The organism is Pedobacter sp. R20-19, assembly GCF_000708265.2.
Classification (GTDB): Bacteria; Bacteroidota; Bacteroidia; order Sphingobacteriales; family Sphingobacteriaceae; genus Pedobacter.
The window spans coordinates 15,211-40,679 of record NZ_JCKI01000004.1; the positions used below are offsets into that span (position 1 = coordinate 15,211).

24 protein-coding genes and 1 tRNA gene are annotated in these 25,469 nt (G+C 36.6%); 7 read left to right on the forward strand and 18 right to left on the reverse strand.

What is annotated here, in order from left to right; genetic code table 11:
* Positions 1–52: 52 nt before the first annotated feature.
* A complete protein-coding gene (locus AN34_RS10350; protein WP_029285029.1) occupies positions 53–463 on the reverse strand; it encodes an organic hydroperoxide resistance protein in 411 nt (136 codons plus the stop codon).
* A 133-nt stretch (positions 464–596) separates the two neighbouring features.
* Positions 597–2,756: an FUSC family membrane protein gene (locus AN34_RS10355; RefSeq protein WP_029285031.1), complete on the reverse strand. Its 2,160-nt coding sequence runs from the start codon at positions 2,754–2,756 to the stop codon at positions 597–599.
* 301 nt (positions 2,757–3,057) lie between these two features.
* Here AN34_RS10355 and AN34_RS10360 point away from each other — a divergent pair, with 301 nt between their 5' ends.
* Positions 3,058–3,945: a S9 family peptidase gene (locus tag AN34_RS10360; protein ID WP_157263281.1), complete on the forward strand. Its 888-nt coding sequence runs from the start codon at positions 3,058–3,060 to the stop codon at positions 3,943–3,945.
* A 187-nt stretch (positions 3,946–4,132) separates the two neighbouring features.
* Here AN34_RS10360 and AN34_RS10365 read toward each other — a convergent pair whose 3' ends face one another.
* Both AN34_RS10365 and AN34_RS10370 read right to left on the reverse strand, forming a co-directional pair.
* Entirely contained in the window at positions 4,133–4,555 is a 423-nt protein-coding gene (locus tag AN34_RS10365; RefSeq protein ID WP_157263282.1) for a hypothetical protein, read from the reverse strand.
* A 94-nt stretch (positions 4,556–4,649) separates the two neighbouring features.
* Positions 4,650–7,091, reverse strand: coding sequence for a mechanosensitive ion channel family protein (locus AN34_RS10370; protein WP_231625529.1), 2,442 nt, complete (start codon positions 7,089–7,091; stop codon positions 4,650–4,652).
* A gap of 171 nt (positions 7,092–7,262) precedes the next feature.
* Here AN34_RS10370 and AN34_RS10375 point away from each other — a divergent pair, with 171 nt between their 5' ends.
* A complete protein-coding gene (locus tag AN34_RS10375; protein ID WP_029285042.1) occupies positions 7,263–8,111 on the forward strand; it encodes a hypothetical protein in 849 nt (282 codons plus the stop codon).
* Between the two features lie 45 nt (positions 8,112–8,156).
* Here AN34_RS10375 and AN34_RS10380 read toward each other — a convergent pair.
* From AN34_RS10380 to AN34_RS10400, 5 genes are all read right to left on the reverse strand, one after another.
* Positions 8,157–8,241: transfer RNA gene (locus AN34_RS10380), tRNA-Ser, on the reverse strand.
* A gap of 95 nt (positions 8,242–8,336) precedes the next feature.
* Positions 8,337–9,326 carry a YihY/virulence factor BrkB family protein gene (locus AN34_RS10385; RefSeq protein ID WP_029285044.1) on the reverse strand — a complete coding sequence of 330 codons (990 nt, stop codon included), beginning with the start codon at positions 9,324–9,326 and terminating at the stop codon, positions 8,337–8,339.
* A gap of 4 nt (positions 9,327–9,330) precedes the next feature.
* Complete coding sequence (locus AN34_RS10390; protein ID WP_029285046.1) at positions 9,331–9,744, reverse strand: thioesterase family protein; 414 nt, start codon at positions 9,742–9,744, stop codon at positions 9,331–9,333.
* A complete protein-coding gene (gene mltG, locus AN34_RS10395; protein ID WP_029285048.1) occupies positions 9,744–10,799 on the reverse strand; it encodes an endolytic transglycosylase MltG in 1,056 nt (351 codons plus the stop codon). Before mltG ends, AN34_RS10390 begins: the two co-directional genes overlap by 1 nt.
* Before the next feature lie 15 nt (positions 10,800–10,814).
* The gene (locus AN34_RS10400) at positions 10,815–11,585 is read right to left on the reverse strand and encodes a PASTA domain-containing protein (RefSeq protein ID WP_029285050.1); all 771 of its coding nucleotides are present in this window, start codon (positions 11,583–11,585) and stop codon (positions 10,815–10,817) included.
* A gap of 201 nt (positions 11,586–11,786) precedes the next feature.
* Between AN34_RS10400 and AN34_RS10405 the strand changes: the two genes are divergently transcribed.
* The 3 genes from AN34_RS10405 (at position 11,787) to AN34_RS10415 (ending at position 13,884) form a co-directional block, all read left to right on the forward strand.
* Entirely contained in the window at positions 11,787–12,773 is a 987-nt protein-coding gene (locus AN34_RS10405) for a D-alanine--D-alanine ligase (protein ID WP_029285053.1), read from the forward strand.
* Between the two features lie 21 nt (positions 12,774–12,794).
* Complete coding sequence (locus AN34_RS10410) at positions 12,795–13,379, forward strand: Crp/Fnr family transcriptional regulator (protein WP_029285055.1); 585 nt, start codon at positions 12,795–12,797, stop codon at positions 13,377–13,379.
* A 97-nt stretch (positions 13,380–13,476) separates the two neighbouring features.
* Positions 13,477–13,884, forward strand: coding sequence for a hypothetical protein (locus tag AN34_RS10415; protein ID WP_029285057.1), 408 nt, complete (start codon positions 13,477–13,479; stop codon positions 13,882–13,884).
* 175 nt (positions 13,885–14,059) lie between these two features.
* On the opposite strand, the gene AN34_RS10420 is transcribed toward AN34_RS10415, so the two are convergent.
* The 6 genes from AN34_RS10420 to AN34_RS10445 all read right to left on the reverse strand — a co-directional run bounded on the left by AN34_RS10420 (position 14,060) and on the right by AN34_RS10445 (position 20,152).
* On the reverse strand, positions 14,060–14,806 hold the full coding sequence (locus tag AN34_RS10420; RefSeq protein WP_029285060.1) for a copper homeostasis protein CutC: 747 nt from the start codon (positions 14,804–14,806) through the stop codon (positions 14,060–14,062).
* Between the two features lie 12 nt (positions 14,807–14,818).
* A complete protein-coding gene (locus AN34_RS10425) occupies positions 14,819–15,694 on the reverse strand; it encodes a YegJ family protein (protein ID WP_029285062.1) in 876 nt (291 codons plus the stop codon).
* Positions 15,695–15,728: 34 nt separating this feature from the next.
* Positions 15,729–16,763, reverse strand: a complete 1,035-nt coding sequence (locus AN34_RS10430) for a N(4)-(beta-N-acetylglucosaminyl)-L-asparaginase (RefSeq protein ID WP_029285064.1) — start codon at positions 16,761–16,763, stop codon at positions 15,729–15,731.
* Between the two features lie 26 nt (positions 16,764–16,789).
* A complete protein-coding gene (locus AN34_RS10435; RefSeq protein WP_029285066.1) occupies positions 16,790–17,593 on the reverse strand; it encodes a nitrilase family protein in 804 nt (267 codons plus the stop codon).
* A gap of 20 nt (positions 17,594–17,613) precedes the next feature.
* Positions 17,614–18,759 carry a methionine aminotransferase gene (locus AN34_RS10440; RefSeq protein ID WP_029285069.1) on the reverse strand — a complete coding sequence of 382 codons (1,146 nt, stop codon included), beginning with the start codon at positions 18,757–18,759 and terminating at the stop codon, positions 17,614–17,616.
* Positions 18,760–18,925: 166 nt separating this feature from the next.
* On the reverse strand, positions 18,926–20,152 hold the full coding sequence (locus AN34_RS10445) for a multidrug effflux MFS transporter (RefSeq protein WP_029285071.1): 1,227 nt from the start codon (positions 20,150–20,152) through the stop codon (positions 18,926–18,928).
* Between the two features lie 148 nt (positions 20,153–20,300).
* Here AN34_RS10445 and AN34_RS10450 point away from each other — a divergent pair, with 148 nt between their 5' ends.
* Together AN34_RS10450 and AN34_RS10455 are read left to right on the forward strand one after the other, a co-directional pair.
* On the forward strand, positions 20,301–21,071 hold the full coding sequence (locus AN34_RS10450) for a queuosine precursor transporter (protein WP_029285073.1): 771 nt from the start codon (positions 20,301–20,303) through the stop codon (positions 21,069–21,071).
* A gap of 19 nt (positions 21,072–21,090) precedes the next feature.
* Entirely contained in the window at positions 21,091–21,552 is a 462-nt protein-coding gene (locus tag AN34_RS10455; protein ID WP_029285076.1) for a hypothetical protein, read from the forward strand.
* Positions 21,553–21,628: 76 nt separating this feature from the next.
* Here AN34_RS10455 and AN34_RS10460 read toward each other — a convergent pair whose 3' ends face one another.
* The 3 genes from AN34_RS10460 to AN34_RS10470 all read right to left on the reverse strand — a co-directional run bounded on the left by AN34_RS10460 (position 21,629) and on the right by AN34_RS10470 (position 25,422).
* Complete coding sequence (locus AN34_RS10460) at positions 21,629–22,873, reverse strand: homoserine dehydrogenase (RefSeq protein ID WP_029285078.1); 1,245 nt, start codon at positions 22,871–22,873, stop codon at positions 21,629–21,631.
* A 122-nt stretch (positions 22,874–22,995) separates the two neighbouring features.
* Positions 22,996–24,054, reverse strand: coding sequence for a homoserine O-acetyltransferase (gene metX / locus AN34_RS10465; protein WP_029285080.1), 1,059 nt, complete (start codon positions 24,052–24,054; stop codon positions 22,996–22,998).
* A gap of 36 nt (positions 24,055–24,090) precedes the next feature.
* On the reverse strand, positions 24,091–25,422 hold the full coding sequence (locus tag AN34_RS10470) for an O-acetylhomoserine aminocarboxypropyltransferase/cysteine synthase family protein (RefSeq protein WP_029285082.1): 1,332 nt from the start codon (positions 25,420–25,422) through the stop codon (positions 24,091–24,093).
* Positions 25,423–25,469 lie beyond the last annotated feature (47 nt).

Sequence of the window (25,469 nt, forward strand, 5' to 3'; positions counted from 1 at the left end):
GAAACTGTTATTAATTTATCAAAGCTGAAAATAAATTTTAATAAAATTTGTTTTATACCGCAGTTACTCTTACTTCAATGTTACCTTTAACGGCTTTAGAATACGGACAAGCACGATGTGCCTTATCTGCAATAGATTGTGACTCTTCTAAAGTTATGCCTGGGATATGAACATCCAAATCGGCAGATAATGCAAATGCATTACCATCCTTATTAAATGAAACCAAGACTTTTACATTTGCTTCACTCACATCTACACCTTCACGTTCGGCAACAGAACCTAATGCACCAAGATAACAAGGTCCCCATGCTGCAGCAAATAACTCCTCTGGATTAGTGGCACCACCTTGTCCACCCATTTCTTTTGGTTTTCTTAATTCAAAATCTAAAATTCCATCACTTGATTTAACGTGACCATCTCTTCCTCCTGTAGCTGTAACTTCAGCTGTATATAATTTTTCCATGATAATGTATTCTTTGTATTTAAACCTAACAAAGCATAACGGTCATTGTTTGAGCAGATAGGGATAGCGTGTCCTATCATGAGAAACAGAATAGCAATTTTAAGCTAATTTAGACTATCAGACATTGATCAAATTATATTTTAATTTTGAAAGTCAGTTTATAAATATCATAAGCCACTTTCTGAATCAAATCAAATTGTTCGGGAACCAAGTCCTGGCCCTGATTAATTTTATACCCTGTATCTGCCATTCTAATTAAGGGTACATTATCTAAAGTACCTTTGTTATGTTCGAGATTTTCAATAGCCATATCAAATAGGTAATCGGTATTATTGGACATGGGTTTTAGGGCATCAAAGCTTTCAAAAGTAAAAGCATGTTCTTTATTATACAAAGATAGTGTGGCAATATAAGAGGATAACAAATGGTTCAAAGTTGTGAACTGATGTACCTCCTTGATGAAAAGCTGTTTACTTTTTGGCTCGGAGAACATTCTTTGAAATAGAGATGCCAGATTCGCTGTGCTCACATAAACTTCTTTTCTAGCCAATTTATAATCCGTTCTGTTATAGTTCTTTTCAAAATACAATTTTGCCACCTGCTCATAATATGCTTTGTTGGCTCTGATGATACTCACCATGGCTTCCTTTAGCTTTTCATGTTCCCAGGTTGGGAACAAGGAATAACTGGCTAAAAGTGCAATACCAGAGCCAATAAACGTATCATAAATACGTTCTCTTGCTAATGCAATAGAACCCATTCCTAAGAAATCAAATAGGATGAGGATATAAGGCGTCATAAAAAGTACGCTTACCACATAATTTTTTCGCTGGAAACTATAACTGCCAATCATACAAATCAACAGAATAAAAAATAAGGTATGTCGATCATCTATATAGGTGAGCACTCCCATCCCTACAAAGGCACCAACTGTTGTACCAATTAAACGTTGATAATTACGTTCCTTAGTTAAGCTAAATCCGGGCTTAGAAATCACCAGAATCGTTAATAGAATCCAGTAACTGTGTGAAAAATTGAGCATCTCTGCGACTACAAAACCTAAAAGCATTACAACAGTAACCCTAAGCGAATGCCTGAAAGTAGATGAACTATAAGTTAAATTTTCAGTAAAAAGCTTAAAATCAAACTTCTGCCTCTTGATGAATTTTTCCGTATCCACTTCCGCCTGACGAATATCTTTACTCGTTCTAACTTTAAAATAACTGTAAATGGTTTTTACCCTGGCCAGAATATTTTCGATATTTACTTCAATATTTTTGAGTGCAATAATGCCAAGTGTATTGTATTGCTGGTTCTTATTGTTTTTTTCTAAATCATTGATCTTAATTTTTAGTCTTTCAATCTCTATCAATAATCTTTTAGAAAGTACGGGTTTACCGCCACTTTTTAAAGCAAAGGCAATGTCATCTAAAGCATAAGAAATTCTTTTGATGGCCATTTCGTAATCTTTCAAAATCCCAGCCTGATCAAACTGTTCATGCAGCTGCTGATAATTGTAATAGGTGGACATTACTTGTTCAAAAAGATCAACCATATCTACAAAAACGAGCAATAAAAACCTTCCTTCCGGACTCGAGTCGCGGACAATTTCACGGGTTCTGAACAACAATTCGCGTACAGCATCCTGCTTTTCGTGAACGGAAACTTGTAATTGAAGCAATTCTGCGTAAGTTTTATCGTAATTGGTATTATGGTGGTAGAATTTCGCTTTTTCTCTTAAAAATTCAGCCACTTCAAATATGGAATCACTTAAAGATTGCTGCACCAGGCGAAAAGGACGAAGCCTATAAAAAAAATAGCTTAATCCAGTATACCATAGGCTTCCTATTAATACCATGAATGCGTGCTGAATTACTTCTTGCCAAGGGCGGAGATCGTCTATGCTTAAAACAATAATTAACAAGACAGCCGTGCCAACTGATGCCGCACGAATGCCATAAATGTAAAACATCGAAAACACAAAACTAGAAACGGCGAGCAGAAAGGCAACAAAATAATCGCTCTTATTCGTAAGGCCAGTTAAAATGGAAAATACGAAAATCAAAACAGTGGTAACCAACATCGCATTGCGCCGATGCACCATCGGACCCGGACTATCTACAATGCTTACGCATAAAGCTCCAAGAGAAAGAGTCATTCCGTATTTTAGCATTCCAAATTGTGCTAAAATGAGAGATGGAAGGAGCACGCCCATGGTAATACGCAACCCATCCGCAAAATAGGTACTTAATAAAAAATCCTGAATGTTTCGGATGGGTTGCCTGATCTGCATGTTACAAAAATAACATTATCAAGAGGTTTTTGTTGAGATAAAAAGTAAGTTTTTCCTCAGGATTTATTTTGAAGAAAGTAGTTGCCTTCTTAATATTTATAGTTGATCATCACTACCAGATAATTAATAGATATAATCAAAAGAATAACAGATCAATTCAAGGTATGACGATTCGATATCGTTGGTCACATTTTATCTCTATTCCATCACATTTATCATAACGAGGATAATCAACCGGATATATTCGTTTCACATTTAAAATACGAACCCAATACTCCGGATTAAATCCTCTAAACTTAAAATGATGAAAATTTATTTATTTGTTATCTTCTTTTACTTCAGTTTCAAATTGTATGGACAAACCGCTCCTGATACTCCACTTCCAGCTGTCTTTACGATTGAAAACATTAAGTTTAAAAGTACAGGTATTACTTTAGCGGGTACCATATTCAAACCTAAGCATCCTCATGCTGCAATAGTTCTTGTACATGGCTCAGGCCAGGAGAAAAGGATGGTAGAGGTAGCTTCTTTTTTAGCAAGAAACGGTATCGCTGTATTAACTTATGACAAGCGTGGGGTTGGTGAATCTGGTGGTATATACACTGGACCAGAAGTTGGAACCAACAACATAGATTTGGTCAATCTGAATGTACTGGCATCTGATGCAAGTGCTGCCGCCAATACGCTGTCGTCAACTTTTCATAAGAAACACATGCCTTTAGGTTTGTTAGGCTTTAGTCAGGCAGGTTGGGTTATTCCTATGGCCGCAGAACAAAATCACCTCATTAATTTTATGGTAATATTCAGTGGGCCGGTAGTTACCTCGCAAGAACAGCTAAGGTTCCAGTTCTATACACAGGGAAAATCTAATTTTTGGGATACCCATACGGAAACTCAAGTTCGTGAGCATATTAAAAATGATCCAGACCGATTTAAATTTTCTGGTAGTGATCCGCGATCTGCTCTTGCTGTATTAAAGGTGCCAGGACTCTGGATTTATGGTGGTGTAGATATACAGGTTCCAGTAGGTTTATCAGTAGAAAGACTCAATATATTTAAAGCAGAAGGCAAGCCTTATGAGTATCAGTTATTTCCATTATTAGGGCACAATACCGCTTTCTCAAAATCACCTGACCCTACAAATGCCGCCATAAAATGGATCAGGCATATTAAAAAGCCAACGAAGTAAAGACGATGATATAATTAATTATAAAATCAGCACTTTATAAATCTCCCATTCATACTGAGATATTTAGTTTATAATCAATAACCCTTTTAGAAAAACAAGTTATAAAAATGGAGGGTATTATTGATTAGAGACCCTCCGATGGATTACATGGAAAATACATCAAGCTTAAATTCCATTTAAAGATGTTTTATTCCTTGCTCAGACAATTTGTATTCTCTTTTGCCTTTGCTAAAATTGGCGTGGCTGAATTTTCAGTAATCTCCTGGCAGGTAATTTTATTAGCATATCCATTTTGTGTACTGGCGACAGTGATATAATTGGTTTTATTTTCAGCCACCGTAAAAGTCAGCGGTGGTGATTTCTTTCCATTTGATAATCCGCCACCAACTACGCTTACGTTATGTTCGCCTACGCTAAGATTGTGGATGGAAAAAGATTTATTCTTTAATTTACAAATTAGCTTTCCGTCTACAAAGATCGAATAATTGACCATAGACCCTGTAGAACCCGTAAATCGGATGAGATAAACTTTTCCTGAATTTGTTTGTGAAAAGGCACCAAATGTTATTGTCATTAAAAATGCTAGAAGTGAGAGTTTAAATGATTTCATGGTGAGAATTTTAAATGTTAATTAGTTTTACAATAGATGTGATTTATTTAAATTGATTACATTCTTTTTTAAAAAATGTTTTTAAATAATATTCTTATTTGTTCAAAAAATCTTGATGCTTTTCATTTGGAAAATGAATATCCTGTTGTGGAAATGGAATGGAAATACCATTGAGCTTAAATCCGGCATTAATAGACATGATCAGATCACTCTTTACCGCTGCAGCATCACGCATGTTTTTTGTCCAGAAAAATATCCTCACATCAATAGAACTACTATTGAATTGCTCATATTGAACTACTGGTGCCGGATTCATGGTTAGCTTTGGTTGTGCAGATAAAATATCAAATAATACCTTTTTAACCAGGTTAAGATCAGAATCATAGGCCACGCCAATAAGAAGGGTTGACCTTCTGCGGTTACCTCCGAGTGACCAGTTAATTAGGTGCGAGTTTAGCAAATCACCATTAGGCATAATTACATCGGCCCCATCATAGGTTGAAACTACGCTACTGCGAAAGCCGATTGATTTTACTTTACCTCCCTGTCCGTCTATTTCAACTGCATCGCCTACATTTACTGGCTTTTCAAAAGCGATGATTAAGCCACTCACGAGATTGTTTACCAGGGCCTGTAAACCGAAACCAATACCAACACCAAGTGCGCCTAATACTAAGGTAATTCTATCCAGCGGGATTCCAACTGCGGCTACTGCCAAAAACAAGCCTAAGGTTAATATTGTAATGCGAACAAGCAACAGCCAGCTTCCAATACCCTGGATTGCATTTTCCTTGTTTTGCGCTAGATGCTTATCAGACGCAAAAAATGAAACGACTTTAGAAGTAATCACTGCAATGCTCATGATTACAAAAAATAATAGCAATCCGTTAATGCTAAAAGTATAGTCGCCAATTGTTCTGTCGGTAGCAAAAAATTCACGCAGAGGCCCGGCAATATAATCAAAGCCTGCAAAATTCCTTCCGAACAAAATAATCCAGCCAACAATAAGTACGATATAAAAAAGGGTAGGTACACTTTTTCCAACTTTAGAAAAGTTAAGGTAAAAGAGTTTTAATTCTTGTTTGGTATATACATTATACGCCAGATACAAACCTTCATTGATCAGCCGGATGGTCCATAAAAATAGTATAGCAACCACTACATTTAAATATCCGCTAATGAGCAATGCCTTTCCAAGATTATAGCGACCAAAAATATTACAGACTATCGATCCAAATTCTATTGCTGTCATTAGCCCGATTGCAACCAGAATTAATTTTTCTCTAAGCTCTTCCCGTCGGCCTTTAACAAGCACATAAATACCAGAAGCCACACCAAATACAGATAATACAAGCATTACCCAACGTTCAGGACGTGAGGCCTGCAAAATTAAATTATCTGCAGCGGCAATCATAAAAAGTACTACCATCACTAACCAAACATTCATCCAGTACTTCACAATAAAGTTTCTGTACATGATTGTTAAACTCAGGCAACTCATGATCCAAAAGATCACATTAAGTATGAATGGCGGAGAAAAGAAAATAAACTGAAATATACTTATAACAATGAGAACTGCAGATGCGAGGGGATATCTCAATACCAGCTGCCCTTCAAAATCGTCACTCAATATTTTATTTTCTATATAAATTTTCTTCAGGGAGCGTAAATATATAAATGATGAAAAAATAAGTAAGATAAGCAGGGTAAGCTTACCTAAATTATTTTGAAGATAGAAAGTAAGTGTCAAAAGTCCTTTTTCTTTCCCTTGCCGTAGTATTTCGGTCAACGGTCTATGTGATCCTGCTTCATCCCAAAGATTCGCAAATTCTCTGTGGAGAATGTTTGTTCCCATCTCCATTTGATAATGGTTAATTTCTTCTAAGGTAGTCTGAAGATTTAATACCCTGACATTAACTATGTTTTGAAGCAATTGCACACGAGCGCTTGAAATTTTCAACACACTGTCAATCGGATTAACTTCAATGGCAACAACCTTAAGTTGTTGAATGTACTTATAAAGATCAGCTGAATCTGTAGGGAATTTAAAAAGTTCAGGTAAACTTATCAGAGAATCCAGTTGATATCGAAAATTGATTATGTTTTGTTGCTGGATATCAAGCTTGCTTTTTCTTGCTATTGCTTTATTTAAAAGTTCTGAAAGAATTTTAGAAGTAGAGGTAAGGTTTCGAAAGGTTTGTGCGGTGCCTTTATTAATCATTACGCCATCTACGGCTGCATTATAATCCTTTTCAATACTGGTAAGTTCATCCTTTGCCACTAAAGTATCAGAAGCGGTTTTTAAATAACTTTTCGCTTTTTGCATTGCTTTTTTTGCTTCTTCTAATATCCTGGCCTGTGCCAGTGCAGCTTTATCTGCATTAAATTCGTCTGCACTTTTCTTAGCTGATAATTGAGCAAAGCGTTGCATCTTACTAACAAAGTTATTTTCAATTTTATGCTTGGATGAGTCGATCACAATGGAATCTGAATTTTGCCCGAATGAATGTTTTGAGAGGCATAAAGTAGTAATCAAACAAAAAATATAAAGGAGTATAACTTTTTTCATAGTGTACAGGAAGGATCAAGGCTAGTTAGATGATAATATAAAAGTAATGATCTCTGCCGAGGTATGAAAAAATATTGTCAATCTCTTATTTGTATTCAGCCCGCTACAAATTATATTTGTTATAAAAAATCTAAACCTATGAAAAAGCTTTTTACACTTATTTTTGCAATAAGTCTGGTTTCATCCAGCTTATTTGCACAATCCTCAGCCAAGTTTAATCCCGACGTTATTTTAAAGACAAATGGAGAAGAAATTAAAGCCAAAATCACAAAAATAACTGATACTGATGTGAGCTTTGTGTATCCCGGAGAAACAGCTGAATATATTTTAAAGAAATCTGATCTTCTTAAAATTGTCCATTCTAGCGGCAGGGTAGAGATGATTAGTCAGGCACCTCTTCCTGCGCAAGAACGCCAGAAGGAGCAGGTAACCATGGCTGCTTCTCCTGCAGATCATCACAACAAAATTGCTATATTGCCTTTTACCTATCTTATGGATAACCAACAGGGTGCAGATGCAATTGGTTACAAAGCGCAGGAAGACACTTTTTCTTTTCTTACACAGCATACCGCAGGATATACAATTCTAGATCCAAGAACCACCAATGCACTTTTGGCTAAGGGTGGAGTAACCAAAGATAAAATGATGAATTTCACCATGAAGGAGATTTGTGATATATTAGGTGTGGAGTATATAGTTGATGGCTCGGTGACACAAAACAAAGGTTACCAAACAAGTTCTACAACTGACGTTGCCAATACAAAGGTAAAAAGAGATGACGATAAAGTTAAAGGGATTTCCACTTATGGCAGTACAAATAGCAATTCTGTTCAGCGTTATGATGTATCAGTAAGCCTGCACATTTACATGGATAACAACGCAAGTATCTACAACCAAAGCCATAAAGCATTTCTTAGTAATACGGATGGCGGATATAATAGCCCATTAGAGTATCTGCTTAAGCGATGTCCTTTATATAGAAAATAACTAAAATGCAAGAAGCCCGCAATCGTATGATTGCGGGCTTCTCTGCGGAAAGCGAGGGATTCGAACCCCCGGACCTATGACAGTCAACAGTTTTCAAGACTGCCGCATTCGACCACTCTGCCAGCTTTCCGGAGGCAAAAGTACAAACTCCAGCTAAATCTGCAAACTATGATGTAGTTTTTTTTATATAAAATTGATAATTGCTTAACACAGAGGAAGAAAAAATTATTTTTTTTGGAAGTTTTCATCGATGGGATCGCTTTTTTTAAAAAGATTAAACGTAGGTCGAATAATTTTAACGCTACGCTTGCTCACATCTACACTGGCATTCAGCTCAAAGCCTATTAGCAAAATAAAAGAATTTAAATACAACCAGATCATCACTACAATCAAGGTACCAATGGAACCATAAACCTTATTATAAGAGCCAAAGTGATTGATGTAGAAAGAAAATCCCCAGATGGTGATAAAGGCTAAAATGGTAGCCAGCCAGGAACCTGCGCTAAATAACTTCCATTTTTTTGCATGTGAAGGACCATACCTGTATAAAATGGAGATGGTAATAAAATATAAAGCTGCCAGTAAGGCCCAGCGGGTAAACTGAATGGCATACACAGCCAAACTTGCCTTTAAATGAAGTTCATCTTTAATATATTTTAGCAATACCTCACTTAAAGCCATGGCTGTAATGCAGGCAATAATAGAAAGACAGATGAATACTGTTAACGCCAGTGCAATTAATCTTTGTTTAATCCAACCACGTGTTTCGATAATTAGTGAAGATTTATTAAAGGCTTTCATGAGGTTTTTTACCCCATTTGTGGCAAAAAATATAGCAGATAGAAAACCAAAAGATAATAATCCTGTATTCTGATTTTTAACAATATCATTTAAGGTAGACTCAAAAGCCTCATAGGCAGTGTGAGGTAAAACAAGTTCAATTAAACTTAACAGCTGATCCTGGAAACCTTTAATCGGAATAAAGGGAATCAGGGTAAATAAAAATATAATCCCCGGAAAGATGGCCAGCATAAAACTATAAGCCAGGGAAGATGATTTATTCACCAATGTGTCTTTACCAATCTCTTTAAAAAAGAAAGTTGCAACGGTATATAAAGGCAATGGGCTAAAACCAGGCAACACACACCCTTTCGTCCACTCAATAAACCTGGAGTAGATGCTAAGATGTAATAACTGCCGGTGTAACCATTCCATTTAATTATGTGGTAAAATGAGGTTTAACGCCATCCATAAAATTCTTCGGTGGCTGACAAGGTTTTCTGGTTTGTTTATCCACAAAGACCAGAACGGTTTTGCCAATATTAATCAGCTGTTCTGCCTCATTGTAAATTTCATATTCTACATTTAAACGAACAGTGGGCAATTCCTTTACCAAACATTTAACCGTTAAAACCTGGTTGTAAAATGCAGGTTTTAAAAACTTTGATTGTAACTCTAACAATGGGAGCATTACACCATCAGCCTCCATAGATTCATAGGTTATGCCCGAAGAAGCCTCGAAACATTCTGTTCTGGCAATTTCATAATAAAGGGCATAATTAGCATGATGTACTATACCCATCTGATCGGTTTCTGCATAGCGAACCTTTACTTTCGTTTCATGTACAAACATTATCTGAAAATATTTTTTTTGTTTAATGCTTCACGATATTTTTTGGCGTTAATTTCGTGTTGTTCTTTAGTTTCGGCAAAATTATGGTAGCCTGAAAAATCCTCCTTCGCACACATATAAATGTAATTGTTTTGCTCTCTGTTTAATACCGCATCAATGGCATTAATACTGGGCATCATAATAGGTCCTGGAGGTAGGCCAGCATACTTATAGGTGTTGTATAAAGATTGAACCTGTAATAATTTTCCGGTTACCCGTTTTACTGTAAAATCGTTATTGGCAAAAATTACGGTTGGATCTGCCTGTAACAGAATACCTTTGTTTAGTCGGTTTAGATAAAGTCCGGCGATCACAGGCATTTCTTTATCATATAATGCTTCTGCATCAACAATAGAGGCCAAAATATACACTTGTGCAGGTGTAAGATTTAGGCTGGCTGCTTTCTGCTTGCGCTCAGCTGTCCAGAATTTTTCATACTCTTTATGCATCCGTTCAAAAAAATCAACAGGAGAAACGTTCCAGTACATTTCATAAGTATTTGGAATAAACATGGTATAAATGTTATCCTGATTAAAGCCATATTTAGTAATCAGATCGGTAGAGTCTATTACATTAATAAAGCTTAATGAATCTGCTTCCAGGTTACTTGCCAGGTAAGCTGCAAAATTTTCCTTTTTCCTGATGTTTTGAAATTTAAGCTTTATCGGATCCTGATTCCCTGCCTTAATCAAATTAACTAAAGTTCGGTTGGTCATGCCTTTTTGTAACCGATAACGGCCAGGCTTTAAATTGGCTGCCAGGTTCATTTTTTCTGCAGCGGCGGTAAAAGAGGAAACACTTTTTAAAATATCCTTTTGTTTCATCTCAGCTATCAACTGATCATAATTGCTTCCGGTTTTAATGTATAAATACTTCTGATTTTCAGTAACGTTAGGAGAGAAGTATACCTTATAAAAATTGAGTGCAAAATATGCAGCAACCAGCACAATAGCCGCAACAATAGTTAGTGTTATTTTTTTTCCGGTACTCATCTTCTTTTTTTCTATTTCAGTCATTTTTTTGATGTGCGTTTATGGTTGCTTATTAGATAATGTAATATTGATTTTTGTTCCGATAGCCACTTTCGTTAAAGAATCTACAGGCATGGGATCTTGCTTGGTGATTACAGCATTGGCACTATCAGTGATGTCTCCTTCGTAAAGAATATTGCCTAAACTCAGGTTAGAACCCTTTAAACTAAATTTAGCTTCATCAACGGTTAAGCCAGTCAACTGTGGGATATCAACTTCCTCACTACCGCGTCCATCACCTAAAACAAGGTTTATTCTCGATCCTACAGGAATAATATCTCCTGGCTGAATAGGCTGTCCACCAAAAGTAGCCTCCAGCACAACATCCCGGCTCACATCAGGCTTGTAAGTGGTATCACCTAACTTTAATCTCGAACTTTCAATAATGGCTTGTGCCTCACGTAAAGTTTTAAAAGCGATATCCGGAAATTTTGTATTTGGAACTTTACCCGCATTGATAGTTAAATATATGGTTCGGTTATCTTTAACAAAAGTATTTGGATCCGGGTCCTGATCAATAACAATCCCGGCTGGCTGGTCCATGATAAAAACAGAATCGACCTCATATTTTAATCCAGCATCTTCTAATTTACTCACCGCTTGTTCAAATGATAAACCTTTTACCAAAGGAACATTCAGACCCTGGCCATGTTTGGTGTAATAACGAAGACTAAAAAAGGCAATAAGCAAAAGGCCAACTACAGTTAAAAGTGCTGCTAAAATGTTAGTCCTGAAGGATTTTGTTTTTAAATATGCTATAAATTTAGACATGAATATTAAATTCTGGGGTTTGCGTACAAATCAAATGTAATCATTAATGGACGAATGAATCATTTTCGGCGTTTCGAGAGCAATAATCACACCATTAAATCCAACGATACAATTCATTAATAATTAAACTTTGCACAAAGATATTTATATTTTTGAGGATATATTTAGAATCAATTTCAATTTATACTTAAGGATTTCTACATGAAGAAAACGATTGCCTTGCTAACAGGCGGTACCACAGGCGAATGGGTGGTTTCCGTAAAAAGTGCAGCTACGATAGCGCATCATATAGATGCAGAATTATATGATGTTTATAAAATTATGCTTAATGATCATGGCTGGTTTTATGAGCCGGCAGATTCAGTTAAAATAGAAATCGACAGAAATGATTTTTCATTAACGCTTGAAGGAAGAAGGATAAAGTTTGATGGTGTATTCATTGCCATTCATGGTTCTCCTGGAGAAGATGGTAAATTACAGGGTTATTTTGATATGCTACATATCCCTTATACCACTTGCAATGCTTTAACCTCTGCCATAACCATGAACAAAGGATATACAAAAGCCATTGTAAACGATATCAATCATTTGTACACCGCTAAATCTATTCAAATTTTTAAAGGAGGTAATTATGATATCAACCAAATTAAGCAAGATCTAAAATTACCGTATTTCGTGAAGCCAAATAGTGGCGGTAGCAGCATCGGCATGACTAAAGTTAAACAAGCAGATGAACTTGAAACTGCTTTAGAGAAAGCTTTTAAGGAAGACCCACAAGTACTAATAGAGGAATTTGTTAGTGGCAGAGAGTTTTCTATCGGAGTATTCAGTGCTAAAGGTACCGTAACCGTTTTACCAACTACAGAAGTGATTCCCGCTAATGAGTTTTTTGATTTTGAGGCTAAATATACACCGGGTGCCGCTGAAGAAATTACGCCTGGAAATATGACTAACGAAGAATATGAAAGGGTTCATGAAATTATTAAAGCAGTTTACACAAAATTAAATTGCAGGGGAGTTGTTCGCATAGATTATTTTTTGGAACATGAAACCGGAAACTTTTATTTTATAGAGATTAATACCATCCCGGGACAAACGGCTACCAGTTTCATTCCGCAACAGGTTGCGGCAATGGGTATTACCTTGAAAGAATTTTATACCAGTCTGTTAAAAGAAACCATTGGTTAATCTAAATTTTAAAACTGTTTGATGGATATCCAAAAGCTTATTGATAAAGGCTTTGCTGTAAAAACCTTCAAGAAGGATGCCATCATTTATGAGCCGGGCATGCAACCCAGATATGTTTACTTCATTAAATCGGGTGAGGTGCGGATGGTGACCATAAGTGATGAAGGTAAAGAATTTATTCAGGGTGTATTTAAAGCTGGTCAGTATTTCGGTGAACCTGCATTGCTCATTGATCGACCTTACCTGGCTTTCACCATCATCAATAAGGATTCGCATATTATACAGGTGAGTAAGGATGACTTTTTTGGTTTAATAGAAAATGAACCTGGCTTTAGCATGTCGATTATTAAAACACTAAGCAAGCGCTTATTCTATAAATCGATGATGCTGGAAGAACTCGCTAACGAAAAAGCTGAACATCGCTTGCTCACCATTATTAACTATTTACTGGCTGAAGTAAAAGTAGGAGAGCAACTTAAAGTTACCAGGCAGGAGCTCGCCGACATGACCGGTTTAAGGGTAGAAACCGTGATTCGAGGGGTTAAGTCGCTTTCCTCTAAGGAAGAAATTTTCATGGTGAGAGGGAAGATTGTACGGGTAAAGTAATAAAAATGATCAATCCGATTTTGGCTTCTAAATATGATGCAGATCATAAAGTGCTGACGGTTTTAGTGATAAATTTGTATCACTAAACAATACAGTTATGGCAGATTTAACCAGTTTTCAAGCCTTTATACAATGTAAATGTCCGCGTTGCCGTAAAGGCAATATTTTTACCGGAAGCGCTTATTCCTATAAATTACAAAAAACGAATATCAATTGTCCGCATTGCAATCTGAAATTTGAACGTGAACCCGGTTTTTTCTATGTAGCAATGTTTGTGAGTTACGCCATGAACGTGGCAGAAATTATTACTATAGGTGTAGCTTCTTATGTTTTGGGCTTGCCTTTAATTTACGAAAATCTTTGGTATTATGTTGGTCTGATCCTTTTTGGTGTATTACTTTGTTCACCGATCAATTACCGATATTCGAGAGTTATTCTATTGCATTATTTAACGCCAGGTCTGCATTATGTACCTGGAAGCGGGGATTTAATTCAGAAGATTTAGATAGAACCAACTTACGAAGTTTTTTTGGATGGTGAGAAGGGGAAACTTCGTCAGTTTCAAAGATGATTTATTAAACTGGCGAAGTTCTGCTACGCTTCTGGCCTTTGAAACTTCGCAAGTTGATCCAACGACTGACTAACTTCTCCCATACTTTGAACCCTTGAAACTTCGTAAGTTAGTAATCAAACCTCTCTATTTCTGAAACCAGTTCCCTTACCTTTTCTTCAGCAGTTACTTCATATCGATACTCATCTTCAATACTTCCCATTTTGGCCGTTACATTCCGGTATTCCATTTTACTTTGTACAAACACCTTAGCGGATGCATGAAAATCAGTTGCACGCGTTTTAAGATATAGTTCTTTGATATTTCCGGCATTAATACCAGCACCAGGCATAATGGTGATTCTTCCGTTTGCCTGTTTAATCAATTTGGCCAGTTGGTTCATTCCTAAATACGCAGACGAAGCACCACCAGAAGACAACACACGAATAATCCCCATTCCGATTAAATCTTCCAGTGCTTTTTCCATGTCATTACACATATCAAAAGCCCTGTGAAAAGCAACTTTCATTGGATAAGCAAGTTCAATAAGCTCCAGACATCTTAGAACATCTATGCTACCATCTGCCTTTAGTATTCCAATAACAACTCCTTCACAATTTAATGATTTACAGATTTTTACATCCTCTTTCATTAAGTTAAATTCTAATTCAGAATATAAAAAATCTCCACCTCGTGGACGAATAATCGGCCATATCTCAATGTCTAGATTTTGCTTAGCCAATTTAATCTGTCCGTAGCTAGGCGTTGTTCCACCTTCAGCTAAATTATCACAAAATTCTACACGCCTGGCGCCACCAAGTTGAGCGGCCAGAGCAGATGCATATGAGTTCGCACAAACTTCTAAAATACCCGACATTACTATTGCTAATTAATCTTCATTTACCAGACCAAGAACTTTCCAACCAGCGGCTGATTTATAGGTATTCAATTTTTGAATAGAAATACCACCGTCAGGAAACCAACAGACTTCAGTTATGATGTAATGTGTATCATCAATCTTTTCTCTTACCGGAAAGGCATTTTGGAGATTGGAGAAATTTGGAAAGCCATGTTCCTTAATGTTATTAATAAAAGATAGTTCTAAAACTTCGGCAGTATTGCTAACCATCTCCTCATCAATTTCCATTGATAATGTTGAAAGCATGATTTTGGCCTCTTCGTTAAAGTCTTTACAGGCAAGGGCGGCTTCTAAATCCTGGTTATCATAAGCTTTTTCAAGGGATAAAATGGCTCCTTCTGGTGTTTTAAAATCAGTTTTGAAATGGTCGACTCCTTCATCTATAAATAAACCAATACTCTTATCGAACTGTGCTTTATCTGTATCAGGAATCCCATCCCTAATGGCTCTGATCGTATATCCTCCAATCAATCTGCCCTGTTCAATAATCATCCAGTCTGAAATATAACTCCTGTCGATCCCTATTTTTTGGTCTACCTGGACAGTTTTGACATCTACAGGCACATTACCAATTACGCCAAACAGGTTTCCGGATTCATCAAAACTCGGATCAATAAGCCAGATGTGCTCACTGATTTCACCATCCATGATTTTCACTTTGATAGAAAAATAAGTTTGGTGGCTTTTGGGCTGACTCAAACTTTCTTCGAAATACCAAAGCGTTAAATTGGCTTTTTCAATGGCCCAGTTCATTCCTTCGTCTTCCTCTGGAATGTATACCATAGTAGGTTCGCCTTTACGTTCTGCTACGTTTTTTTTTCCAAAAATTTTGGATAGTAAGCCCATTTGATATAAAGCGTGTATTTAAATAAATTAAAGATTAATAATAACTTTTTCCCTTGATTAATAAATCTTGTTTTTCAGCATTGCATACGGCGTAGCTAAATCCCTGCTGGATAGCATATGCTCCATACTCACCTTTTTTGTTGATGGCCAGGAAACCCACCTGAATATTTTTGGCTGTTTCTGGTTTCTTTTTAATAATACGCATTACAGCTTCTTTACAGGCAGCTTCGGGAGTATAACCTTGTCTCATGAGTTCTACCACCAAGAATGAACCCACATTTCGGATCACTTCTTCGCCAACACCTGTTGAAGTTGCACCACCCACCTCATTATCTACAAATAAACCAGCGCCAATAATCGGACTATCACCAATTCTGCCATGAAGTTTATAAGCCATACCGCTAGTGGTACAGGCACCAGAGATATTCCCTTTAGCATCAATGGCCAACATACCAATAGTATCATGATTGTATTGGTTTCCTGGTAATTTTTGAGGAGCAGCCTGATCATAATTCCTGTTCTCAATATTCATTACAGGTTCGTATTTCGCTGTTTTCAACCATTCTTTCCAAGCCTTTTCACTGGATGGCGTGAGCAAATTTTCTTTTTTAAATCCTTGTTCTAAAGCGAATTGTAAGGCACCATCTCCAGCCAACATCACATGTGGTGTTTTTTCCATTACTTTTCGAGCAACAGATATAGGATGTTTAATATGTTCTAAAGCCAGAACAGCACCGCAATTACCCAATTCATCCATAATACAGGCATCAAGTGTTACCTTACCATCTCTATCTGGTAAACCACCGTAACCAACAGTCTGATTTTTTTCATCTGCTTCCGGAACCCAAACACCTTGCTCTACAGCATCTAAAGATCTGCCTCCCTTTGATAAAACTTTCCAGGCATCGGCATTTGCTGCAATACCAAAATCCCAGGTAGAGATAACAATGGGCAAGTTTTTTGCCTGAACAGGTGAAGCGGGAATAGCATTGGCGATGCTGGTTTTATCAATAGCCAGTATTCCGGCAGAAAGGGCAGAGGCTTTTATAAATTTACGTCTGTTAAACATTTATATTAAATTTAGAGGTTGTAAGGTTAAAGGATGGTAAATTGATCTGCATCCCTTAAAAAGGGAAACTGGCGCCTGATTTTAACTAATTCTTCGTAGTTGATAGTTACGGTATACATGTCTTCGTCTTCCGGCTTATAATAAACTGTATTTCCAGCTGGATCAATCACCATGGAATGACCACCATGATAAACCTGATTTCCATCGTGCCCCACACGGTTTACCCCAATTACATAACTTTGATTTTCTATTGCCCTTGCAGGAATAAGTGCTTTCCAGTGTGCCGAACGCCGATCTGGCCAACTGGCTACTAAAAGCAGGATATCATATTCTTCATTAATATTCCTTAGCCATACCGGAAAACGTAAATCATAACATATGGCCAATCTGATTTTCCAGCCTTTTAATTCAACAATTAGCTTGTTTTCACCTGAACTGAAATTTTCATCTTCATCACCCATACCAAATAAATGACGCTTATCATAATATTGGTGTTCGCCATCTCTATCCATCCAGATTAGCCGGTTAAAATAGTGGCCATTGTCCTTGATGATCAAACTTCCTGTGACTACACAATTGTATAATGCAGCTGTTTTCTGCATCCATTGCATGGTAGGGCCACCCATTTCTTCAGCTAAGGTTTCTGCATTCATGCTGAAACCACTGTTAAACATTTCTGGCAGAATAATTAAATCTGTTTTTTCCCTCACGCCCATAGACAGTCTAAGGGCAAGGTTTACTAGATTTTTCTCTATATTTTCCCAAAATAGATAAGCTTGAAAAATAGTTACTTTCAGATTTTCTATTTTAGTGTAGATAGGTGCTTCCATATGTTTTGGTTTGCAAAATGTTAAACATTCTTTAATTTTTCTGCGGCTAAAGCAAGCGTTGAATTTTCTTTAGCAAAACAGAAGCGGATGATTTTATGGTCAATTGCTTTTTGATAAAAAGCCGAAACAGGGATGCTGGCTACGCCAAATTCTTTAATAAGTCTGATACTAAAATCAGTGTCTTTTTCATCACTAATCTTTGCATAACTTACGCATTGAAAATAAGATCCTTTACATGGAAGCAATTCAAAACGGCTTTCGCTTAAAAGTGTTCTAAAGTAATCTCTTTTTTGTTCAAAAAAAAGGCCTATCTGATTATAATGATTGGGTTCTTGAAGATATTGCGCAATAGCTTGTTGCATGGCACTATTAACGCTGAAAACGTTAAATTGGTGTACTTTTCTAAATTCTTTCATTAACAATTCAGGGGCCAGGCAATAACCCAGCTTCCAACCTGTTGCATGTAAGAGCTTTCCGAAAGAGGCTACAATAAAACTTCTTTCTTTCAATTCAGGATAAAGCATCACACTATTGTGTTTTTCTCCATCATAAATGAGGTGTTCATAAACCTCGTCACTCAGAATTAAAATATCTGTACCACCGATGAGCTTAATCAGCGCCTTCATATCTTCGTCTGACAAAATACTGCCTGTAGGATTTTGAGGAGAATTTAAAATAATCATCCTCGTTCTTGACGTGAATAGCTTTTTCACCATATCCCAGTCAATCCCATAGCTGGGCGGACTCAGTTCATACGTTTTCACCAAGCCACCTAAAAGCCTTACTGTTGGGGCGTAACAATCATATGCTGGCTCAAAAATAATAACTTCATCACCAGAATTGATGATGGACGTTAAAGCTGTAAAGATGGCCTGAGTACCACCTGCTGTAACTGTTATTTCAGTCTCCGGATTATATTTTACCTGATATAAGCTTTCTACCTTTTGAGCAATGGTTTCATTTAGCAAATGATTACCTGTCATCGGTGCGTATTGATTAAAGCCATCTTTCATGGCTTTATTAACCAGCTCTACAAGTTTAGGGTCGCAGGCATAATCAGGAAATCCCTGAGATAAATTAATGGCATGGTGTGCTGTCGCAAGCTTTGACATTACAGAAAAAATGGTAGTGCCTACACCAGGAAGCTTTGATTGTATATTTAACATGTTATAAGCGAAAATAACAAAAAAAGCTTAAAAAAGCGTTCCTATTTTCGCCTATGGTATTCGCATATACTCCTAAGTCGCTAGAAATAAACACATTATTCTCCGTATTAATATAGTTGCTATTTTTTATTAATAGAACTATTAATTTCATTAGAACAGAAGTTTTTTAATGTGTCACAACCGCAGCATCTGCAGATACTTCAATTTCACTTTTGATCAGTTTTCTTCCAGCTAATAAACAAAGCATCGCGATAAATGCGGCTGCTGTCATCACTAAAGGCATAGGCACAACAGAATGTTCACTAAATAAACTTACCATTACCGATGCTAAAGCACCGAGCCCCATTTGTAAGGCACCCATTAAGGCCGAGGCACTTCCTGCATTTTTACTGAAAGGTGCCAATGCCAATGCTGCCGCATTTGGATTAATAAACCCAAGACAGGATAAAAATAAGGCAATAAAACCAAGCGTTAGGTATAAGTTTAACCAATCATTCCATGCAAATATGAGGAAGATTAGGCTAAATATGCATTGAGCGGTTAAGGCCCAGGTGACAATCTTTTTACTGCTGAACCATTTTAAAATTAAACTGTTTAACTGGCTTGATCCAATAAAGGCAACCGAGAGTAAAGCAAAAATCCACCCATAACCCGTTTTGGTTACTTCGTAAATTTTCATAAAAACTGTTGGTGAAGAGGATACGTAAGCAAATAAACCAGAAAAAGTAATGGAGCTGATTAAGGCATAAGTAGAGAATTGTGGTTCTTTTAAAACGGTTAAAAAACTATTTAAAATTGGCTTTGGCTTTAAAGAATAATTTGGATCTGGCTTATAGCTTTCAGGCAGCTTAAATATGGAAGCAAGAAGCATCAAAATGGCCATAAATCCTAGAAAAACAAATACATATTTCCAGCTTAAGGTAGATATTAAATAACCACCTGCCGTAGGTGCCAGCATAGGTGAAACAGCAATGACAAGCATTAGGGATGCGAAAACCTTCGGACTTTCTTCCACAGTAAAAAGATCGCGAACCATGGCTATGGAAGCTACTGCTGTAGCACAGCTGCCAATGGCTTGCACAAAACGTAAAACGATGAGCTGATTAACATCAGTTACGGCTAGACAGAGAAATGAAGAAAAAATATAAAGTGCCAAACCAAAGTAAAGCGGTTTTTTTCTGCCAAATTTATCAAGCAGTGGCCCGTAAAGTAACTGTCCGGCTGAGATGCCAATAAAAAATGCAGATAATGAAAGCGCTACAGAAGATTCGCTCGTTTTTAAATCTTTTGCGATATCAACAAAACCTGGCAAGTACATATCAATGGAAAAGGGCCCCAGTGCCGCTAAAGAACCTAAAATTAAGATGAGGTAGATTTTTTTTTGCTTAGCCATAATGATGTGTTTTCCGAGGCGCAAAGATTGTCAGATTTATGCGTTTAACCTATTTTTGAAGTCGAATGATTGTAAAAAGATAAGCGGTTATAAAATTTAATGGTTGAAATCGTTATTCTGATTTGAATTATATTTAGATTTATAGTCTATGACTTTTAAAACCAAAGAAAGCCGCTTGTTCCTTGTACTGGGATGTTTTTTTGTTGCAAATGCAATACTATCTGAGTTTATTGGTGTGAAATTGTTTAGCGTGGAGGATACTCTGGGTATTAAAAAGTTTGATATCAACTTATTAGGCGTTAAAAATCTCTCCTTTGTTATGTCAGCCGGCGTACTTACCTGGCCTATTATATTCATTATGACAGATATCATTAATGAATATTTTGGTGTAAAGCAGGTTCGCTTTCTTTCCATCCTAACCTCAATTCTAATTGCTTTTGCTTTCCTGGTGGTTTGGGGCTCCATGCATTTGAGTGCAGCTGATTTTTGGGTACACCAAAATATTAACGGGGAAGATTTAAATATGAATAACGCCTTTGCCGGCATCTTCGGTCAGGGGATGTGGATTATTGTGGGGTCTATTATTGCCTTTATTGTTGGTCAGCTGGCTGATGTTTTGATCTTTCACCGGATTAAAAAGGTAACCGGAGAGCGGGCACTTTGGTTACGTGCTACAGGCTCAACACTAATTTCACAGCTGATTGATAGTTTCGTTGTGATATTTATAGCTTTTTATCTTAATCCACAATATCACTACAGCTGGAAGATGGTTGCTGCTATTGGTCTGGTTAATTATACGTATAAATTCATCGTTGCCATTTTAATGACACCAATTTTATATGTTGTCCACCTAATTATTGACCGTTATTTAGGAAAGGATTTATCGAAAAAACTAACGGAAATGGCAGGACGAGGTTAGATTTAAATGCATCAGAAAAATGAAGATAAAATATTTTTTGATTGTTATATTATTTTCATTCGTATCGTGCTCGGACAAAAAAGAGAAGAAAAAAAATTCAACACCTAATATCCAAGGCACCTGGAAATTAATTTCATCCGAAATCATTGAGAATGGAAAAAGCCGATTCACTCCTTTCTCTAGCGAGCAGAAGATGATTAAAATTATTAATGCCACACATTTCGCATTTTTGAAACATAGCCTTAATCCAAAAGATACCAATAGTTTTGATGCCGGTGGTGGATATTATACGTTAAATCAGCAAGATTATATAGAGCATCTTGATTATTATAAAGATAAAAAATGGGAAAGTAAAATCTTTAAATTTAAAATCTCACTAAGTAAGGATACACTCATTCAAAAAGGAGTGGAGAAGGTAGAAGAGGCCAATATCGATCGCGTCATTATTGAAAAATATATCAGGGCAAAACCATATCAATAAAATACATAAAGGTCGGAATCGCTCCGACCTTCATGCTTAACAACAAAACAAATAAAAAAATTAACCTTAAAAATGCCTAAAGGGCAGCAAGTTCTTCTGCAAAAACATTTTCTGCAACTTGTTCCTGCTTATAAATTTGTCTGCCGGTATACGCAATAAATACAGCGGTATCCAAAAGTAAATCACGGTTTTTAATCAGGTTTTCCAATTTAACCGTACCAATTATATATTTAAAGTTACTGGCCGCATAACGCTCACTAATCTCATCGAACCCCAATAGCGTGATCAGATCTTCATCGGCATAACGTAAATAAATTTCAAGCAGAATATCTTCAGTATGTTTAACACCATTTTCTGAATGATATTTTTTATACTCATAACGATAATCATATCGTAAAGCTGCAATATCAGAAAGTACAGCTGCACCAGTGGGGTGACCACCAGCTCCTTTTCCAAAGAAAAATTGTTTATCGGCAAATGCAGCCTGAACGGTTACCGCATTGTATTCATTCTCTACATTATATAAGAAATCGTCTTTTGCTACAAGCTTTGGCAATACATATGTAACAATATCCTTTGTATTAACTTTACGGGCTGTAGGAACCAGTTTTATTTTGAAATTCTTTTCACGGGCGTACTTAATGTCATTAGCCGAAAGGTTTTGAATACCAATATTTAAAATAGCATCTGGATTTACAAATAAACCATAGGCGTGAGCAGTAGCAATAGCAAGTTTATATTTTGGATCATAACCACCCACGTCTAAAATTGGATCAGTCTCTGCAAAACCCAGGTCTTGCGCTTCTTTTAAAGCTGCATTATAACTTTGGTTTTCATTAAAAATCTTGGATAAAATGTAATTTGATGATCCGTTAAAGATACCACTTAATGCATGAAAGAGTTCGTTATCATAATATTCCTCCAGGTTTCTGATGATGGGAATACTTCCACAAACCGCACCTTCGTAAAGTAATGAAGTACCATGCACTTTCTGTAACTCAACCAATTCTTTTAAATGCGTGGCGATCATTTTTTTATTCGCAGAAACCACATTTTTGCCATTCTTTAAAGCCGTAGTTACAATCTCATAAGCAGCATCAGCGTCATTAATCAGTTCTACAACTGTATTAATTTCTGAATTGTTCAGGATCTCATTGCGATCAGTCGTAAATAAATGTTTATCAAGCGTACGTTTCTTCTTTGGATCTTTTATGGCGATTTTTATAATTTCCAGATTGAGGTTCTGACTTTGGATAATATCTAATAATCCTTGTCCTACCACTCCAAAACCAAATAAACCGATTTTTAAATTTTTACTCATGATTGTCTAATAGTATTTAGTAGCAAGTAATGAGTATCAAGTATCAAGACTTGGGCTCAATGTACATTTGCCTTCTAGGTGTTTTATTTTCTTTAATATTTTAGTCTTAACTTAAACCTCAACTAAGCGGTATGTTGTAACTTAATAATTTTCTTATCTCTGCTTTCCTTAATAAAGGTTCCGATGATGTTCGTTAAAGAATTGGTTTCAATTAAAAAACCATCATGACCATATTCTGAATGGATGGCAGCAAACTGAGCATCCTTAATGTGGTCTGCCAAATATTTTTGCTCTGATAATGGAAACAGAAAATCATTTTCAATTCCAATAACCAAAGTATTCGCTGTAATTAATTTTAAGGCTTCGGCAATACTCTTTCTATTCCGACCTACATTATGACTATCCATTGCTTTAGATAAGTAGTAATAACTATAGGCGTTAAAACGATTGATCAATTTTTCTCCTTGATAGTTTTGATAAGAAGAAGCCCTGAAATGATCAGTTTTATCATTTACACTTTCTACCTGTGTATTGCCGTAAGCATTGTAAGTTCTGTAACTTAAAAGGGCAATGCTTCGAGCAGTTTTTAATCCTTTACTGCCACCATCAGGCCGATTGGCATAAAAGGTTCTATCTGTAGTAATGGCTAATCGCTGACTTTCATTGAAGGCAATTCCCCAAGGAGAATGAACTGCATTTGTGGCCACTAAAATGAGATTTTCAATACGCGAAGGTTCGATAATTCCCCATTCAACAGCTTGTTGTCCACCTAAAGATCCACCAATTAAAAGTTTAATCGAATCTATACCTAAATGATTAGCCAATAACTGATGGGCAGACACAAAATCACGAATGGTAAATTGCGGAAAAGACAAATAATAAGGTAAGCCTGTTACAGAATTGATGCTTAATGGATTTGTAGTACCATAATTAGAACCCAAAACATTTGCGCAAACGATATAGTGATCTTCTGGATTAAACAGTGCATTTTGTCCGAATAAACCTTCCCACCATTCAAATACATCTGCATTGGCTGTTAAAGCATGGCATACCCAAATCACATTGTCTTTATTGGCATTTAGCTGACCATAAGTTTGATAGGCGATTAGCAGATTGCGAATTTTCTTTCCACTTTCTAATTTAAATTGTTTGGGATAATGATATGTTGATGCTATGCTCATTATAAAATCGTAATGTCGTAATTAAAAATCGGAGTATTAAGCTTGTAGTGATTCCTGATTGATTTGTGCACTAATCACTGCAAAAGCCTGTTCAAAATCTGCTTTAATATCATCGATATGCTCAATACCAACTGAAACCCTAAGCGCATTTGGTTTCACGCCTGCTGCCAATTGTGCTTCATCACTTAATTGCTGGTGTGTTGTAGCTGATGGTTGGATGATTAAAGTTTTGGCATCACCAACGTTGGCTAAATGAGAAACCAATTTCAAACTATCTATAACCTGAGAGGCATTTTCTTTACTGCCATTTAATTCAAATGATAATACGCCACCAAAGCCATTACTGAGGTATTTCTTGGCCAAATTATGGTATGGGCTGCTCGTTAAGCCAGGATAATGAACTTCCTTAACCAAAGGATGATTCTCCAGCCAGGTTGCCAGTTCAAGCGCATTGTCTACGTGGCGTTGCACACGGAGTGATAAGGTTTCTAAGCCCTGCAATAAAAGGAAAGAATTAAAAGGAGATAGCGCAGGTCCAAGATCTCTCAAACCTTCTACCCGTGCACGAATAATAAATTGAATGTTACCAAAAGGTCCTCCGATGCCAAAAACATCATTAAAAACCAATCCATGATAACCTTCAGATGGTTCGGTGAATTGCGGAAATTTTCCATTACCCCAGTCGTAATTTCCACCATCGATGATCACACCACCAATGCTTGTACCATGACCACCAATCCATTTAGTAGCAGATTCTACCACAATGTTTGCTCCATGTTCCAGTGGTTTAAATAAATAACCACCTGCACCAAAAGTATTATCTACAATAAAGGGAATATCATGTGTTTTTGCAATGGCTGCGATTTTCTCAAAATCAGGGATACTAAAAGCAGGGTTGCCAATGGTTTCCAAATAGATGGCTTTGGTTTTGTCCGTTATTTTTTGTTCAAACTCTTCAGGTACATCCGGATTTGCGAAATCAACCTGAATGCCCAATCGCTTAAAGGCAACTTTAAATTGATTGTAAGTTCCACCATAAATATGAGATGAGGAAACAATCTGATCGCCAGCCTCTAAAATATTATGTAGTGCAATAAATTGAGCGGCCTGACCAGATGCCACCGCAAGCGCTGCAACACCACCTTCTAAAGCTGCAATTCTTTTCTCAAAAACATCTGTAGTTGGATTCATTAAACGGGTATAGATGTTTCCAAATTCCTTTAATGCGAAAAGATTGGCACCGTGTTCTGCATTTTTAAATCCATATGATGTAGTTTGATAAATAGGTACCGCTCTTGAACCTGTTGTGGGATCTATTTCCTGACCGGCATGTAATTGTAGGGTTTCAAATTTATATGATGTAGACATTTTCTTATTAATTGAGTGAATTTGAATGAATTGTGTTGATTTAGTAG